Source organism: Paenalicyclobacillus ferrooxydans, from assembly GCF_001399675.1.
Classification (GTDB): Bacteria; Bacillota; Bacilli; order Alicyclobacillales; family Alicyclobacillaceae; genus Alicyclobacillus_B; species Alicyclobacillus_B ferrooxydans.
In genome coordinates this window covers 63,215-80,539 of sequence record NZ_LJCO01000045.1, presented here as the reverse complement: position 1 = coordinate 80,539, position 17,325 = coordinate 63,215, and the positions used below count along the sequence as shown (strand labels likewise).

Below are 17,325 nucleotides of genomic sequence, written 5' to 3'. Positions count from 1 at the left end.
TCATCGCCTCAGCCTTCCAAACGGACGGCCACGTTTGACACTATCTGCCGTTCAATTTCAACGCAAGGATTCATTTCCCATGAAAACGCTGTGTGTTTGCGCTGTTCAATAAATGGTCATACTATCTCCCTAATACAATTTTTCTGCCATTTTGTAATTCGCTCAGAACGCCAGCTTGAGCAGGAAGTGTAAACCAATGTCGCGTTGTCGCTGGTTTCTTGGACTCAAACTCACAGACCGAGTTCCTGACCACTCCATGATCAGCCTGAACCGATGCAAGCGGGTTAACGACTTCAACATCTTTCAAGAGATTTGTGATGAGATGGTGCTGCAAGGTATGAAACACAGCATGATCTCAGGAACAGTTCTCATGCGGGACTCCACGCATATTAAGGAGAATGCCAGCAACCTTCGCCTTATCGAGCAACTGGTACTGAACAGGCTGTGTGGCCTTCAGCAACTGGGGAAGCCCAGTATGGTGGGGTTCGTCATCCGCCTCTTGCGCCATCACCCGTGCGTCTTCTGGCGAAGGCGGATCGCCCTTCACGAGCGGTAGCACCAGGCACGCTTGAAGGGCATTTGCATTCCCACGCTAGGGACCATACCATAAACGTACATACGATCTCGAGATACGCCGCTAAATCTCGCAACGGATTCTGTCTTCGGGTCCGACCACTCTTTGGTATATACAGTGGATCCGTTGTGTGAGATTCCCTAGCCAAAGGAGTTGAATTTTGTGGTAAAGCGCAATTACTATGTGAAGCCCCAGGAATTGGATGAGGAGAGTTCCACGTTTGAAGGTTTCGACATTCCAATGACAGAGACGGATGTCAGGCGAATTGACAGATTGGTCAACGAGTATGAAAGCAGGATCATTCAACAAATCGATGAGGATTACAGACAGCAGACTAAATGGTCCCATCGATTGGCTGACAAAATAGCGGCGTTTGGAGGTAGTTGGACTTTTATTGTGATTTTTGCAATTGTACTAGCGCTATGGATCACGTGGAACACGTTGCGACTCACGGCACCGCTTCATTTCGATGAGCCACCGTTTATTTTGTTGAACCTGTGTCTGTCATTCATCGCAGCATTCCAAGCGCCCATTATCATGATGAGTCAAAATCGCCAGACGGCTAGGGACAAACATGAATCTGTAATTGACTTTGCCATCAATTACAAAGCCGAACAAGAAATCGATGACATGCAAAGCCATCTGCATCGAATCGAGGGAAAACTGTTGGAACTGGAGAAGGTGCTGACCAAGATAAGTTCAAGGTTGGAATAAGCCTAGTCATTTCTTGCCGAACTTTCGCTTTTCAACCGATGCTAAACCGCAGATGGTTGCGCCAGTTCCGCCTGAGCGCACAGACGTAAGTTCTTTCTGTTCAATCATGCACTGGCACACAAAGCCTTACTCAGTCGTGTGCTACCGCCCAAACTCATGTCGATCCATCGGAAAATTGCAGACAACCTAGAGTCGCTATATGAAGCGCGAGGTTCGTTAAACATGTTGTAACGCCTAATGATGTAGAACCCGGGCGTCCTCTGCTGATGCTTCCGTTCCTTGTGGACCTCCCCAAGGCCAAGAAAATTTTCCGAAATCGAAATGTCGAACTATATAAAGGACAAAAATTGCGAGGGCTCCTAGAAAGAAGTCAAGCCCCCCTGATGTGGCGACGATCATTTTACGAGCAATGGCAATAATCAAGATATCCAATACGATGTTCGGCTTGTGTTTAATAAGCATCATAGCGATTTCGAGTCCAATAATATAGAGCATTGACTGGTCTATAAATGTTTGAAAGGACTGCCCACTCCATATTGTAATGGTGTTCCAAAGATGTTTGGCACCAAAAGCCATTTCTCCAACCACACCAACGATGAGTCCGAGTGCCACTATTACTTCGACGATTTGCACAAACCGTTCTGCGAGTTCAAATACCTTGTGCCTCAGTTCTAACAAATTTTTTCCTCCGTTCGCTAAATGAATGACTCTGCATGCGCCTCTGGAATTGCGGATGCGGGAGGCGTGGAGCTTTGTATTTCCAAGACCCCCCTGCGGTGAGAGGTCTTACACAATATCCACGAGCTTCAATTCGGCATGTCCACGCATGCTCATTCCTCAAATCAAACTGTTCCTCATAGCATTTCTAAGTTACTTTGCAAGGTCTTAATTCTTAAGTTTACATCACGGTCAATTTTCAGTCCATGATATGGGACATGGGTACTAAGTCGAGATAGTAGACGGACACCCCAGAACGAAAAAATGTAAGTTTTAATCCGATATGATTTCTGTTATTACTTCGTCTGTTGTTACGTCATGGTAATATTTCCTTTTTGATTCAGCAGGAGACAAATAATCGATGGATGAGCGAACTCGCTCCCGGTTGTACCACACCTCGATGTACGCGAAAATCCCCCGCAGTGCCTCTTCTCCCGTTTTGAACTTCTCATGATAAATCAGTTCTCGCTTGATCAGGCTGTGAAATGACTCGGTACAAGCATTATCAAAACAATTGGCCCTTACAGCTCATCCTACCGACCATTCCGTACTCTCGCAGCTTTTCTTGATAGTCATGAGAGGCATATTGGCTATCACGATCTGAATGATTGTGCATAACAATTTCGCAACCACATGACTGCAGGAATTTGTCGGATTTTGACGAATTTAACCACTGTTTAAGACATCTGGGATTTTACACCTCGGTTAAAGATCATTGTACAAAAAGGTAAACCGTTCGAAAGAACGGGACACAAAGCTGCGGGGCTACAGCATTTATGCCATGCCAGCCGAGCTGCCATAAGGAGAGGCTTGAGCAGACGGTGCATCCATCCATCCGGTGTGGGACCTGCCTGTTTTGTTCTGGCTTCAAAGACTGAATCGACAATGATTCGCCCCTGCATGAAATCTTGTTGCAGAAGGGGTGGCTAAGGGTGAAAATATGGAACAGCTGTTAGAGAACGATTTATTCGGTGCGCTGGAACGTGAGGAGTTCCAACTGTACTATCAGCCAAAAGTGGATTTGACCTCTGGTAAGGTAACTGGTGTGGAAGCGTTAATTCGATGGGCTCATCCAGAAAGAGGTTTCATATCTCCAGTAGAATTTATCCCATTTGCGGAGCGGACAGACCTGATTCAGCCGATTGGAGACTGGGTATTGCGTACTGCCTGTGAGCAGCTACAAGCTTGGAACGCGACAGGTCTACGAGAGCTAGACATGGCGGTGAATCTTTCTATCAGGCAGTTGTACCAGCCGAGTTTCGTAGAGAATGTCAAACGGATCCTTGATGAAACGAGACTTGTACCGACTCATCTAGAATTAGAGATTACGGAAAACATCATGATGGATGTAGACCATATCCTGCCGATTTTGCGGAAGTTAAAGTGCCTCGGTGTAAAAATTAGTTTAGATGATTTCGGTACCGGATACAGCTCACTGTTATACCTCAAAGAATTCCCTATCGACAAAATCAAGATTGACCAATCGTTCGTGAGACATTGCACTGTTGATTTAAAGGATGCCAAAATCGTAAAAACCATTATAGCTATGGCGCACGAGCTGAATACGGAAGTCATTGCCGAGGGGATTGAATTAAGAGACCACCTGATTTTTCTCCAACAGAACCTCTGTGACAAGGGACAAGGGTATCTCTTTAGCAAGCCTTTACCTGCGCATGAATTTATGAAAGCCTTAGATACACTGGAGCAAGTCGTATCCAACCAAGGAATTCCGCAAGAAGTAACGGAGTATTATCGAATTGTTGATAGTGTACATAAAACGAGACAAGAGCTCGCGGATACTTTGCGGTTCCAGCAGGGGATGACATTTAAGTTTGTGCAATACGAAGACAAATTCGTTCATACCTTATGCAACGGAGAATTACTCTACCGTATGGGATTGACCTCTGAACAGGTCGTGGGGAAAGAATTGCATGAGTTCTTTCCAAATCATCTTGCCGAACGGAAACTCCAATTCTATCGCCGAGCGTGGGATGGGGAAGACAGGGTTACCTACGAAGCGGAATTTAACGGAATTTGGTATCTGGCTTCGTTACGCCCTATTCGCCGCGGTGGGCAGGTATCAGAGGTTATCGGATCGTGCGTTGATATCACCGACCGTATCATCCAGGAACAAGAAGCACGTCTACTTGCGCAACGCCTGGCCGAACAAGAAGCCAGATATCGTCTCATCACAGAAAATTCCAGAGATCTAATCGTGCTGATGAACAAAAACCGCATCATCCAGTACGCGTCTCCATCCCATGAGATCACGTTTGGGAGACCAAGTACGGAATTTCACGGGTCTATTGCATTTTCCAAAGTGCATCCAGATGATCTCCCCCAGATTAACGAATGTTGGGAGAAAATGTTTTCGACAAAGACCCCGACGAACTTAGAATGGAGATTCATGAAAGACGACGGGTCATTGATCTGGGTTGAGGGAATTGCAACGCCGATTCTCACCACCAGCGGAGATATTGATCACGTTTTAGTGATGGGGCGAGATACTACAGAACGTAAGCTTCAGGATGAAAGACTTCGTCAAAGTGAAGAACGCTACCGTCGGTTGGCGGAACAAACACCAAACGGAATTGTCGTTCAGGTCGATGGGAAAATTGTATATACAAACGATGCGACAGCCCAAATATTAGGGGCTGCTGACCGCCAAGCTTTAATTGGACTTTCCATGCTCGATTTTATTCGACCAGATGATCGCAACCAAGCAGAGTTCAATCGGGAGGAGATCGCTACCACAGTTCAACGTTGCATCCGCCTCGACGGTACTGAGATTGTGATTGAAGTCGCAGGCGGTCGTGTTTCTTACGACACAAGACAGGCTATGCAGTTCTTCATTCGAGATATCACCTTTCAGAAAAAGACGGAAAGGTTTATCACTGAGGAAAAACAGAAACTTGACTCATTGCTAGCCAATGCTCAGGACGCAGTTTGCATCATGGACCTGTATGGCAATCTTACCCGAGTTAATTCGGCCTGGGAGACGTTATATGGTTGGCGGGAGAACGAGGTACTTGGCAAACAGCTCCCCATCGTTTCACAGGAGCGCCATCAAGTTGTCCTATACTTAATCGATCGTATGATTGCAGGCGAGTTAATACCGCCATACGATGCTTTAGTCTCACGACGAGATGGAATCCAACTAGATGTCTCAGTGTCTTTCTATCCGATTCACGATGCGGAAGGCCACGTTATCAGTGTTGTAGGAAGTACCAGGGATATTACGAACCGGAAGGTCACTGAGCGAAGGTTGCGAGAGAGCGAAGAAAAGTATCGACTCATTGCTAATAGCGTACTACTTCATATGGTAGATGCATGACATCCGGCAAACGTATGATTTGAATAGGTTCTAAGCACAGCGTCCTTTTCAATTGACTAATGGAGACCGCAATAAAAGCGATGAGCTTCGGCGCAACAACAACGGTCATCGGAAAGCATATGTTGGTCACTTTTTATTCGCGTTTGTAGTGGATTTACTCGCAGTCATCACTACGTCAGTGCTGTTCAAATAAAGAACGGTTGATAAGGTTGGGTTTATGATCTTGAGATCCACGTTTGAGTTGACTGAGGGGAGTACTGCTCCCCTCTAATCATGTTACATTGTGTTAGCATTGAGAACACAGATGACTTCCAAATGTGTTCCCGGGCAAACTATATGGGTACGATTCGCCTCCACCAACATGCAGAAGGGCACCCGAACAGGGTGCCCTTTTGCATGCTGGTGGAAGGGATGAGGCCGAAGAAACCGCGGGCGGCCCACCAAACGGCACTGTGCTGTGGATCTATTTGAAAGGCATGCCTCCAAAATAACCGCAGCAATCACGTACCTCCTTTGGAGCAGAGCGACTGCAGAGTTCCTTGCCAACATTTAACGTCCACGACACCCGTGGCCTCGTGGACGTTAACAGGTGAATATTATGGTGTCATCCGTAATAAACAGCGCACGTCTTCGTCTGACTGTAAAAGTCGAGTGCTGCTTGTCCCTGTTCGCGAGTATGTGAGCTAGACATTTTCATCCCACCAAATGGGGATTGATATTCTACTCCAGCAGTTTCTTGGTTGACTCGGACCATGCCAACCTGTGCCTCATCCAAAAATCTAAGACCCTTTTGAATGTCGTTTGTGAATATCGACGCACTCAAGCCGTACACTGTACGATTACACAATTCGAGTGCCTCATCAAAATTATCTGCTGGAAGTAGCACCATGAGAGGGCCAAATATCTCTTCCTGAACAAGTGGGTCGTCAACGGTGACCCCGGAAACAACGAGTGGTGTCACATAGTGTCCACTGGAAGCTTCAATCTGCAACTTGCCCTCAGTGACAATTTCCGTGTTGGTACGGGCCATGTCTACATAATGCATTACCTTCTCGTGTTGAAACGCAGAAGCTACGGGACCTAAGTAAGATTTCGGGTCAAGAGCTGAAGATATGTGCATGAGCGCCATTTCCTTACGAAGCGCGTCAATAAACTGGTTGTAAATCGACTTTTCCACAATCACCCGACTAGTCGCGGTGCATTTTTGCCCCGCTGAACGGAATGCCCCACTGAGTACTGCTTGTACCGTCAGTTGCAAATCAGCATCCTTCAATACAACTGCAGCATTTTTTCCACCCATCTCAGTCTGGTACTTGATGTTTCGTTTCGCTGCAAGACTGGCAACGTGCATGCCTGTAGCGGTCGATCCGGTGAAGCTTACACCGTCTAAGTGCACCTTCTCTAGAAGTGCATTGCCAATTATGCTTCCTCGTCCTACGACGAGGTTGAGTACCCCAGCTGGGAGACCGGCATCAACAAAAATACGTGTGAGCCGAGTTGCCGAAAGGGATGCAATCTCTGCCGGCTTCCAAACAATCGTATTTCCATTAATCAGGGCAGGTGCAATCTTCCAAATCGGAATGGCAATTGGAAAGTTCCATGGTGTAATAATTCCAACCACCCCAAGCGGCACACGCTTTGTGTACTGAAGGACGTGCTCTTGGGAGGCTGGAATTACAGAACCGGTTGCACGCACTCCTTCAGCAGCATAATACCTGAGAAGATGAACGCCTCTCATAACCTCGCCTTTCATTTCGGAAATCGGCTTGCCCATTTCCATACTCGAAATGTGAGCTACATCTTCGAGTTGTTCTTCTAGCATCGTTGCTATTCGATACAAGATATTGCCCCGTGCACCCGGAGTCATCGCGGCCCAATTGGCTAGTGCTTGCTTTGCAGCTTCTCCGGCCTGTAGAACATCCGTGTCACGGGAAAAATGGACAACGCCTACATCCAGAGTAACATCTGATGGATTCTGAATCGTCATCTGTTCACCGTTTGGTGTTATCCACTCTCCGCCAATCAGATTCTGTGTGTTCATGTGGTGTCTCCTTCCAATTCCTAAAGATTCAATGATGAAATCGAGACGGCAACTCTCGAAGCTAGTCGCCGTCTCGTAGGTAAAGTGTTGTTACCGATATAGGCTTTATGCCATTACGAAACCTGCTTCAACCAGGCGGTCACGAATCTCGGCCTTCTTGGCCTCAGACGGAGGTAGAATCGGACTGCGTGCCGGACCGACCTTACGACCAAGTATTTCAATGGCGGTTTTCGCGAGATATGGCATATCAGGTCCTTCAATCGCGCGCCAGAACGGAAGGAGTCGGTTGTGGATTGCTTTCGCACCTTCGTGGTCGCCCGCTTGGACTTTATTCCAAAGATCCAGTGTGATTTCTGGCACAACAGCCAACAAACAAGTGATGGCACCATCAACACCCAGTGCAAAGGCGGGGTACAGGAGATCGTCGATACCGGTCACGATGGTGACTCTATCGTGCAGTTGGTGCATCATATCTGCGATTTTGTGCATGTCGCCGCCACTTTGCTTCACACCAGCAACGTACGGAGCGTTGTCAATTATTTCTTTCATAGCATGAACATCGATTGGAACCCAGGGCACGACGTTGTATATCAGAATTGGGAGTTTAGCTGCTTCACCAATCCTCTGGAAGTGCTGGACAAGTCCAGCGGTATTCGGGGTCCACAAATAATGCGGTGGAGTGACCTGAAGCGATGTAACGCCGCCCTCTTTGGCAGCTTTCGACTTACGAATAGCTTCCGCTGTGGTGTCTGCAATGATGCCGCCGATAACCGGCACCCTGTCGCGAACTTGATCTACCACTGTTTTGCAGAGAGTGTATACCTCTTGCTCGGAGAATCCAGCTCCTTCCCCCGTGCTGCCGCCGATACAAATGCCGTGTACACCCGCTTGAATCAAATACTCCGTTTCTTCGCGAATCGCGTTGACGTCTAACTCTTCGGTGTCTTTTGTAAAAGCTGTAACCATCGGCGGAATAATTCCATGTACGTCGAGTTTCATTCGTAACCACCTCATAGATTAAAGTAATTTTGTATGATACATGCACTAGGAGTTGTGTGTTATCCTACTGGCATGGTGAAACTGGATTTTTATAGTGCCTGAGATTGTTCATCTAATACTCCGGCGGCAAGAAGTGCGGCTCGAATCACTTGTTTCTCGCCATCGGTAGGAACCTGCCCCGGGCTTCTTGTGATACCAGGATTTCGCCCCAGTTGTCGAATCGCTTCCTTAATTTTCCCAGGGAAGTTAGGAGCAGATATCGCTTGCACAACTGGTAATATACGGTTGTGAAGTTCCGCGCACGTGTCGTAGTCCTGCTTCAAAAACGCCTGCCATTGTGCGACAAGTAATTCCGGGATGATTGCAGATGGAGCAACGATTGAACCTTTGGCGCCGATGATATACGTTGACAGCAGCAGGTCGTCAACTGCACTCATAACGACAATCCGCTCCCCGCATTTCTGTACCATCTCTGCCAGTTGGTGAATATCTCCACCACTCTGCTTGATTGCAGCAACCTGCGGTATTTCAGATAGGCGATTCAAGAGATTTGCATTTACTAAGTTGTGGGGCACAACGTTGTATACGATAATGGGAAGGTCCACTGCGTCGGCAATGCGCTTGTAAAATTCAAAATTCCCATCCTCACCTGGAGCCAAAACGTGATAGTGAACCGGTGTTATCATAAGAGCTTGAACGCCAGTATCCCGAACCCGCCTTGCAGCACGAACGGCATCTCTTGTACTGTTGCGAATGATGCCCGCCACCACTGGAACCTTTCCGTGTGCTTCCTGAACAGCGAGCTCGCACATGCGAGTCAACTCATCATCCGACAATATTGCGCCCTCACCGGTCGAGCCTCCAACGCTGATACCGTCCACGCCAACACTGAGCATGTACCGGACCTGGTCTACGAAAGCGACTTCATCGACCTCTTCTTGTTCATTAAACGGTGTGACAGTGGTAGCGATGATTCCTCGTAGAAAAGAAAGATCCATTGTAATACCTCCTCTGTCAGGTTGTATTAGAAAATTCGATAAATGGTGTCGTATACTTTGTAACAAAGCCACGCACCGCCATCCATTTCACCAATGGCGCGTTCACCAACCCAGCTTGCCCGGCCCGTTTTTGGCACCAGATTCTTGGTAGCTTCTGCTCCGTTCAGAGCCGACTTGGTTGCTCTCTGTAGAGCCGCTTGGACCGTACTGCCGGCGCCGACAGCCGCACGAAACGCCTCGGATGCAGGAATGAATGCGTCTAACACCGTTCGGTCCCCTAGATTCGCGCCTCCTCGTTTCTTTATCTCCTCAATCATTGCAAGTTGCACATCGATCCATGTGTTTAGGGAGGTCACATCTTTGTCCACGAGGGACTTGGCCGCGGCAGATAAAGCAAACGATAAGAGCACCCCCATCGTAGATGGAGCCTGCTTCCGAACCAATACGCCACTCTGCTTCATCCAGGACTGGACATCGCTTGCCTCGGAAGCCGCTTCATGTATCGCCTTGGTGACGAGTTCGACGGTCACTCCCAAATCTCCATCTCCCTGCGTACCGTCCAGTCGGTTGAATTCCTCTTTGAGAGTTTGAGACATCTCCTGCAACGCCGAGATAATCTCTAGCAATTGCATCACCTCCTTACATATTGTTTGACAATGTCGTCTATAGTCTAATAAACGGTGTTCTCGCTGGCGCATCCATAAACGGTTTCAGCGAATCATTCATCTTCAGCAAGGAGAGGGAGAGTCCAGCCATTTCTAGCGATGTTGCGTATTCGCCAACAAAAGGACGGTAGATTTGAATGCCCTTTTTCGCCAGCCACTCATGAACCTCTTTGTATGCGATATATAGCTCCTCAAGCGGTGTACTGCCCGTGCCATTAACAAGAACGCATACCTCATCGCCACTTTTTACATTTAGATCCGATACCAGGTGTTCTAACAGTTGAGCGATAATCTCATTGGCTGTGGCAAGTTGTTGTTTTTGAATTCCAGGTTCACCGTGTATGCCAATCCCAAGCTCAACTTCATCGGCACCGATTTCGAAGGTTGGCTTTCCCGAAGCCGGGATAATACAGGGTGCGAGACCAACTCCCATCGTCCGAACGCTTTCTAGCGCCTGTTCAGCAACTCGTTTCACCTCATCTAGCGATGCTCCGGCCTCGGCACATGCCCCTGCAATTTTGTACACAAAGAAGAGTCCTGCCACACCACGGCGTTTATCCTTGGATTCAAACGGGGCAGAGGCGACGTCATCGGATACGCGAACCGTTTCCACACGAATGCCTTCATCTGCTGCAAGTTCAGCGGCGTAGTCAAAATTCATTTTGTCTCCGAAGTAATTTCCATATAAATACAAGACACCTGCGCCGCCGTCGATGGCCTTTGTTACCTCGAACATGGCGTCGGCGCTTGGAGAAGTAAATACATTTCCTACGGAAACACCATCCGCCATCCCCTCTCCGACGTACCCCAGGAATACGGGCAAATGTCCATATCCGCCTCCAGTCGCAATTGCCACCTTTCCCTGAACGGGAGCATCCTTACGGATGATGGCTCTTGGTTCTCCTTCAACTGGCGTCAGAAAATTGGAATGCGCAAGTAGAATTCCAGAAATTGATTCATCCACAAAGTCATCTGGATGGTTTAGAATTTTTTTCATAAGAATCGTCTCCTTGCAGTCTAGTCGCCTTGGGGAGCGGGTGTTTTTTCCACGGCGTCTAGGAGACCGCGTTTTGAAATGAGCAGGTGTTCAAGCATGTGCTGTCGTGCCGCCTCAGGGTTACGCTCTCGAATGAAGCGCAAAATCTCATCGTGCTGGCTGACTGCTTTCATGGCTTCCTTTGGAATAGAGAACACCTTTTTACGATAATCAATTTGCATTTTCTGAATCACTTGATATAGGTTTTGGAGTAGTGGGTTTTGGGCGGCCTCAAAAATCAACTGATGAAATCGCTCATCCCCTAAGGCAATTTTTAGTACGTTGTTCTCCATGATGTAACCAATAAACTCTTCATGGCATGCCTCAAGCGCATCAATTTGTTCCTTCGTGGCACGCTCTGCAGCCAGTTCGGCTGCCATTGGTTCTAAGGCCAACCTTGTTTCAATCAAATGAAAAATTTCTGGTTCGTACTGGTGGTACCACGTAACAAAGTTCGATGCGTCGTACTGTTCCTGTGACAGTACATATGATCCTTTCGTTGGGCGAATTTCGATGATGCCTTCGACAGCAAGCATTCTCAGAGCTTCACGAACGGATGATCGACTGACCTGAAGCATTTGTACAAGTTCGCGTTCATTCGGCAGCTTTCCATCCGCCTCAATGTCTCCGCTTTTAATGAGATCCTTAATGCGATTGACTGTCGTTGCAACCACTGATTTTCCTGTGTTCATGTTCCGTTCCCCTATTCGTGGTCAGACCAACGAGGGTCTACGACCATAATAAACCGCTGTGATTTTGTGTCAATTCATGAAAATCATCGATAATCAAAGAAATAGTGCGAATTTGTTAACAACGGTGTTATAATTCATCATAGACGCCTACAACGAGAATATATGGCGCATTGCGCCGGTTTCATGTTCCGTGAATACGATTTCATAATGAAGTATGGTCAGACCAAAGAAATCAGACGAGCGACGGAATGAGGTGGTGTGACTCCTCGTGTAGATAAAATCCAATCACCCGTCAATTACATTTACGAGTCTTATTATCTCAAAAAAGGAAGTGGAAAAAATGGAGAACCTATCGACGCAAGCTGAGGCGCCTGGTATGGCACTGGCAACGCGTCCCAAAGCAAAGAATTTACGTTGGGCTATTATTGCCGTACTGACGCTGCTTTCTATTGTTAATTATCTTGATCGAGGGAATTTGTCTGTCGCTGCTCCACTTGTTATGAAGGACTTGCATATGAATCCTGCAGAAATGGGCGTTATTCTATCATCATTCACATGGCCCTATGCCATCATGAATTTACCCGCTGGGTGGTCGATAGATAAATTCGGAACGAAGCTCATGATGTCCATCGCAGTAGGATTTTGGTCGATAGTCTCCATTTCCACTGGTTTCATGAAGACTATGGGTACATTTATTACTGCGCGTGTGTTCCTTGGGGTTGGCGAATCGGCTATGTTTCCGGCTGGGGTTAAAGCAACCAATGAGTGGTTCCCCTTACGAGAAAAAGCATTTGCTACCAGTATCTTTATCGCAGGAACGCAGGTCGGACTGGCAATTTCCGCACCTCTCTCGACAGCGCTCATGTTAACCTTCGGATGGCCTGCGATGTTTGTCATTATCGGTTCCATTGGATTTATTGTTCTAATTGGGTGGCTGATTTTATATAAGGATCCGGCCAAGCACAAATGGTTGAGCCGAGAAGAATTTCAGTATATTCGCTCTGCTGTGACTGAACAAGTGGAAGCAAGGAAGCAACAGAAGGTTACGTTCGCACAATGGGTGAAGCTATTCCGCTATTTCCCCACATGGGCAATGGTGATTGGCGATTTTGCTCTACAATATTTGTTCTGGTTTTATATTTCATGGTTACCAACATTCCTTGAAAAGTCTCAACATTTTTCAATTTCGAAAACTGGAATTTACGGTGCGCTTCCATATATTGCAGGTACACTCGGTGTTTTAATCGGCGGGGGTATCTCCGATAAATTTATCAAACGTGGTTTCTCCAGACTTGACGCTAGACGGTACACGATTGCTCTCGGAGCAGCCCTCACGGGAATTGAGCTATTAATATTGGCTTTTGTTCATAACGCTGGTGTTGCTGTTACACTCTTGACACTTGGTATGTTTACTTACAGTCTGAGTTCTGCCTCAATTTGGACACTGGCGACCGACGTTGTGGAAACACCGACCTACGTGGCATCGATTGGGAGCATTCAAAACTTTGGGGGCTTCTTAGGCGGTGCGTTCGCGCCTATCGTTACGGGTATCTTGGTCGCCTCAATGGGTGGTTTTACCGTGGCACTCATCGTGACCGCTGTGCTAGCACTCGTTTCCGCTCTATTGTATGGCCTCGCCCTAAAACGCACTATCCCTGTGTAAAACTAACATAACCTCCTATTAAATTTTATTGTTTGTTATATCTCAGCAACTCGCACAGGATAAATGGGGTAGATACTCTTACTCTGTTTATCCTGTTCTATGGTTCATAATGAAAGCAGAGGTGTAGGATGAATGAAACTCATTACGTACCAATCGGCTGATAGACTGCAACTGGGCGTTGTAGATGAGGAATTGGGTGTGTTAGATGTTGCGAGTGCCTCAAAAGAGTTCAATGCGGAAACTACCCCAACACTTGATACCGTCTGTGCGGATATGGGACATGGTGTGGCTGTGTTAACAGATTTGCTCGACAAGGCAAAGCAAGCTCCCGGCAAATCACTCTTTTTGGACGAATCTACCCTCGTATTGGGGCCGTCCGTGCCAAGGACGGGCAAAATAATTTGCGTTGGTTTAAATTATCGCCGACATGCAATTGAGTCAAATCTCCCATTGCCCGAAGTACCCTTGTTGTTCAGTAAATATCAGAATAGCCTTGCCGCGCATAATGAAGAGATATTGTTGCCAACAAACTCGTCTGAGTGCGATTACGAAGCAGAGCTTGCGATTGTAATCGGCAAGCAGGCAAAGTGTATTGACAAGGAATCCGCTAAGGATTACGTCCTCGGATACACCAACGCCAATGACCTATCCGCACGAGATCTTCAATTCCGAACCAGTCAGTGGCTGCTCGGCAAGAGTTGTGATGGGTTTTGCCCAGTCGGTCCTTACCTTGTAACGAAAGATGAAGTCCCCAATCCCGACAATTTGTATATCCGCTGTTACGTCAATGGGGAATTACGTCAGAATTCCAACACATCTGATCTCGTCTTCCCCTGCGACGAAATCATTAGTTTTGCATCGCATTATATGACATTGGAACCCGGTGACATCATATTGACCGGTACCCCGGAGGGCGTAGCTATGGGCTATCCTAAGGGGCAACGACCATGGCTACACGACGGGGATGAAGTTGTGGTGGAAGTCGAGAAGCTAGGACGTTTAGTAAACCGCATGAAACGCGTGTAATTTGCAGGAGACCCTTGTGAGTCCCCTCAGATTGTCGTGGAAGCCACTGTTTTTGGGCTTCCTCAACATCCACTTGATCTTGAATGTGTTGTTGTGTGCCTCGTGGAACCTGAACATGGCACAGAGATGAAGAGCATCGCTCCTCCTCCGGCTCTCTTTGCCAGGTGGGGGAATGATATGCCCTATATCACATTATATACCTGTCCAAAGCTCACCCACGCCAATGATGGTCCAGGCAATCAAAGAGTTCGAAGTCTGGGGAATTCATGGAGAAGGTCCAAGCAGCACATCGCGTCTGTCTACAGTGCAGACCAGGACCGGACGCAAGTACAAAGCCCCCACTTCCTTGTCGGGTGGAGGCTTTGTACATGTAAACTTATGGCTTTTCTTCGTTGTCACCGGTCTTCTTGCTTTGGATGTTTCGCATCTTTTCGAGTAATTCTTGTTTTTTGTCTTTTACAGCGAGATGTTCGGGTCCATTGTGGGTGCCCTCAAAACTATTGCGTTTTCTGCTGCCTGGTACATTTCCAAGTGAATTTGGTGGACGTTTACGGTTCTCTGCTCTCGGCATTCTATAGGACTCCTCGGCAAATATAACTGTTAGATAACTATGACTTTCACGACTCGCATTGTCAAACCCATGATAATGCAACTTCGCCGACTTGTGTTAGCGTTGCGTCCTAGAGGAAAACAGGTCACAGAGAACGATGGAATACCGACGGAACGAACATTGCATGAGTTGCGGGGGAATCTTTTCTGGATGTTGGGCTGGAAGGGATGTCCTGTGAGTAGCGGCGCCGATACGGTATCATGCGTCATCGGCTCTGGATGAAAGGGAGAAGAGGTTCATTCGCTGTAAAAATTGGAAAATAACCCAGTAAAGGACAAAAGCGAACAAAATCACTCAGCACCGCGCTATTTGATACGGATGTTCCTTGTTTGTTCAATCATCTTAGCACCGCAAATAGAACAGTGTGGCTTCAATTCAGACACAAACTCTTGTCTTGACCAACAGATACACTCTGTACACTGCCAGACAACTTCGTCAGCGTATTCCGGCTCGGGTTTACTCCATGCCATTTTCGCACCCTCCTCAAATTAAAAAAACGGCCCATGATTATGGGCCGAATTCTTTACGATTATCGAACAACGACGACGTTTGCAGCTTGAGGACCACGTTGTCCTTCAACGACCTCAAACTCTACGTGTTGGCCTTCTTCCAAGGTGCGGAAGCCGTCGCTTTGAATTGCGCTGAAGTGCACAAATACGTCGTTGCCACCTTCAACCTCGATGAATCCGAAACCCTTGTCGCTGTTAAACCATTTTACTGTTCCTTGTGTCATTAACATACTCCACCTTTGCATCGACTATGGCAGCCATTAGCTACGTACCTTAATGTTAACACATTTCAGTTCGAAAATCCTCTGAAGATGCGCCTACGAGTTAATTTTTATCTGTTCACCAACGCGGCGTAACGCCCTGTGTCGTTCTGACGAACGTACATTGGACCGTGATTTGGAGAAGGCTGGTCTCACATCACATTAGTTTTCAGGTGATAACATACCCATCTCCGAAGAGTCCTGTGAAGAATACTCGCAGCATCAGCAAAATCACTAGAGTCACAAGATAGGCGTGCTCATTTTTTAAGACTTTACCGAATATCGCGTACCCAGGAAAGATGACCATGGTGAAGCGGGCAAAGGACTCGAGTGAGTTATTGGCCACTGAAACGGTAGAAGTGAGGAGCGTAAAAATAAAAAATACTTTCCACTCTAGTGACGTCGTCTTATCTATGACCATGAGGACCCCAAGAACGTAAAAAAGCAACGTAATGAGACCATTCATCAGCATGACGGCCGTGAAGTTCCACTCACTTTGAGTCGTCGCATGGGAGATTGCCAATCGATAGAACTGCTCGAAAATGTTCCACACCGGGATTGAGGGTTGTCTATGCCAAAAAGCCTCGCCCTTCAAAAACTCTAACGGATTGCCAAATTTCACGTATAAAAACGCCAGATAGGCAACGAGACCTGATGGCATCACAACGACCGACAACAGGCGAGTTGTGGCTCGCCACGCTTGCATCCCCTTGCGTTTTCTTCCCCAATGAATCAAGGCCGGAAGCACCAACAGTACACCGAGGTCATGTATGCTTCCCGCGCAAGCGCCAACAACCATTGCACTGTACCAGCGGTTTTTGTGTAAGAAGTAAAAAAATAGAGCTGATGCGAGTAGAGTGAAGGACTCAGTGTAGGCCACTTGAAAGAAGAAGCCAACTGGAAAGACAAGCATGAGCCACAGTGCTTTGCGACCGATGTTGACCCCATAATAATCCACGAATAGTTTGTAGAGCACGATAAGTGCCAAGAAATATGCCACGTTCGCTAAACACACAGCCGTGGTTCTATACGATAATCCGGTGAAAGCGTGAACGAAGTGAATGGCTAAGGGGAAGCCAGGAAAGAAAGCGGTTGATTGGATCGAAGTATAGCCGTTCTGAGCGATACGAGTGTACCAACTCCCATCCCAGCCCGCTAACATATGGAGCCAATCGGGTGACATGTACTTTCCTGGAGATACGACGTGCGAAAACAGAAAGATGACTGCTATGGTTAGAAAAATCTGTGTTATCCAAAGCAGAGCGGGAAAGTAGATGCTAGAGCCTCTTTGATGTCTTGCTGCCTTCATGTTTTGTTGGTCGGAGTTCGTTGCGTCCGACAATTTATCGATCACTGACGAGGCTTCCACTGTTTGTTCGCATTCCTCTCACGTCTGGTTTTTCGGATTGTGCACTTGATGACTCTTTCAATGTCACAAGCTTGAGTGTACTTAACGTTCAGTGGTTCTGTCTATGACCGTTTCAGAA

The 17,325-nt window shown here is 47.3% G+C and carries 15 protein-coding genes, 2 pseudogenes and 1 riboswitch; of the genes and pseudogenes, 5 read left to right on the top strand and 12 right to left on the bottom strand.

The window, feature by feature from the left end; genetic code table 11:
* Positions 1 to 150 precede the first annotated feature (150 nt).
* Positions 151 to 406: pseudogene (locus tag AN477_RS25475) on the top strand (transposase); the annotation flags it as partial.
* A 330-nt stretch (positions 407 to 736) separates the two neighbouring features.
* Complete coding sequence (locus AN477_RS10510; protein WP_054969112.1) at positions 737 to 1,288, top strand: DUF1003 domain-containing protein; 552 nt, start codon at positions 737 to 739, stop codon at positions 1,286 to 1,288.
* 234 nt (positions 1,289 to 1,522) lie between these two features.
* On the opposite strand, the gene AN477_RS10505 is transcribed toward AN477_RS10510, so the two are convergent.
* Positions 1,523 to 1,966 (bottom strand): hypothetical protein, encoded by a 444-nt coding sequence (locus AN477_RS10505; protein WP_054969111.1) that lies wholly within the window; start codon positions 1,964 to 1,966, stop codon positions 1,523 to 1,525.
* Between the two features lie 312 nt (positions 1,967 to 2,278).
* Positions 2,279 to 2,615: pseudogene (locus AN477_RS25875) on the bottom strand (IS3 family transposase); the annotation flags it as partial.
* Positions 2,616 to 2,721: 106 nt separating this feature from the next.
* Positions 2,722 to 2,806: riboswitch (cyclic di-GMP riboswitch) on the top strand.
* A gap of 139 nt (positions 2,807 to 2,945) precedes the next feature.
* On the opposite strand from AN477_RS25875, the gene AN477_RS10500 reads away from it, so the two are divergent.
* Complete coding sequence (locus AN477_RS10500; RefSeq protein ID WP_054969110.1) at positions 2,946 to 5,339, top strand: EAL domain-containing protein; 2,394 nt, start codon at positions 2,946 to 2,948, stop codon at positions 5,337 to 5,339.
* Positions 5,340 to 5,943: 604 nt separating this feature from the next.
* Here AN477_RS10500 and AN477_RS10495 read toward each other — a convergent pair.
* The 6 genes from AN477_RS10495 to AN477_RS10470 all read right to left on the bottom strand — a co-directional run bounded on the left by AN477_RS10495 (position 5,944) and on the right by AN477_RS10470 (position 11,770).
* Positions 5,944 to 7,380 (bottom strand): aldehyde dehydrogenase family protein, encoded by a 1,437-nt coding sequence (locus tag AN477_RS10495; RefSeq protein ID WP_054969109.1) that lies wholly within the window; start codon positions 7,378 to 7,380, stop codon positions 5,944 to 5,946.
* Between the two features lie 105 nt (positions 7,381 to 7,485).
* A complete protein-coding gene (locus tag AN477_RS10490; RefSeq protein ID WP_054969108.1) occupies positions 7,486 to 8,379 on the bottom strand; it encodes a dihydrodipicolinate synthase family protein in 894 nt (297 codons plus the stop codon).
* Positions 8,380 to 8,468: 89 nt separating this feature from the next.
* Entirely contained in the window at positions 8,469 to 9,377 is a 909-nt protein-coding gene (locus tag AN477_RS10485) for a dihydrodipicolinate synthase family protein (RefSeq protein WP_054969107.1), read from the bottom strand.
* A 26-nt stretch (positions 9,378 to 9,403) separates the two neighbouring features.
* Positions 9,404 to 10,003: a dihydroxyacetone kinase subunit L gene (locus AN477_RS10480; RefSeq protein ID WP_054969106.1), complete on the bottom strand. Its 600-nt coding sequence runs from the start codon at positions 10,001 to 10,003 to the stop codon at positions 9,404 to 9,406.
* 37 nt (positions 10,004 to 10,040) lie between these two features.
* Positions 10,041 to 11,039 carry a dihydroxyacetone kinase subunit DhaK gene (locus AN477_RS10475; protein ID WP_054969105.1) on the bottom strand — a complete coding sequence of 333 codons (999 nt, stop codon included), beginning with the start codon at positions 11,037 to 11,039 and terminating at the stop codon, positions 10,041 to 10,043.
* Between the two features lie 20 nt (positions 11,040 to 11,059).
* Positions 11,060 to 11,770 carry a FadR/GntR family transcriptional regulator gene (locus AN477_RS10470; RefSeq protein WP_054969104.1) on the bottom strand — a complete coding sequence of 237 codons (711 nt, stop codon included), beginning with the start codon at positions 11,768 to 11,770 and terminating at the stop codon, positions 11,060 to 11,062.
* Between the two features lie 340 nt (positions 11,771 to 12,110).
* On the opposite strand from AN477_RS10470, the gene AN477_RS10465 reads away from it, so the two are divergent.
* Positions 12,111 to 13,433: an MFS transporter gene (locus tag AN477_RS10465; protein WP_054969103.1), complete on the top strand. Its 1,323-nt coding sequence runs from the start codon at positions 12,111 to 12,113 to the stop codon at positions 13,431 to 13,433.
* 132 nt (positions 13,434 to 13,565) lie between these two features.
* A complete protein-coding gene (locus AN477_RS10460; RefSeq protein ID WP_054969102.1) occupies positions 13,566 to 14,459 on the top strand; it encodes a fumarylacetoacetate hydrolase family protein in 894 nt (297 codons plus the stop codon).
* A gap of 376 nt (positions 14,460 to 14,835) precedes the next feature.
* Here AN477_RS10460 and AN477_RS10455 read toward each other — a convergent pair whose 3' ends face one another.
* The 4 genes from AN477_RS10455 to AN477_RS10445 form a co-directional block, all read right to left on the bottom strand.
* Positions 14,836 to 15,030: a hypothetical protein gene (locus AN477_RS10455; RefSeq protein ID WP_054969101.1), complete on the bottom strand. Its 195-nt coding sequence runs from the start codon at positions 15,028 to 15,030 to the stop codon at positions 14,836 to 14,838.
* 344 nt (positions 15,031 to 15,374) lie between these two features.
* Positions 15,375 to 15,539, bottom strand: coding sequence for a cold-inducible protein YdjO-related protein (locus AN477_RS23765; protein WP_083486158.1), 165 nt, complete (start codon positions 15,537 to 15,539; stop codon positions 15,375 to 15,377).
* 59 nt (positions 15,540 to 15,598) lie between these two features.
* Positions 15,599 to 15,802 carry a cold-shock protein gene (locus AN477_RS10450; RefSeq protein WP_054969100.1) on the bottom strand — a complete coding sequence of 68 codons (204 nt, stop codon included), beginning with the start codon at positions 15,800 to 15,802 and terminating at the stop codon, positions 15,599 to 15,601.
* Positions 15,803 to 16,007: 205 nt separating this feature from the next.
* Positions 16,008 to 17,192, bottom strand: coding sequence for a hypothetical protein (locus AN477_RS10445; protein ID WP_054969099.1), 1,185 nt, complete (start codon positions 17,190 to 17,192; stop codon positions 16,008 to 16,010).
* Between the last annotated feature and the right edge of the window lie 133 nt (positions 17,193 to 17,325).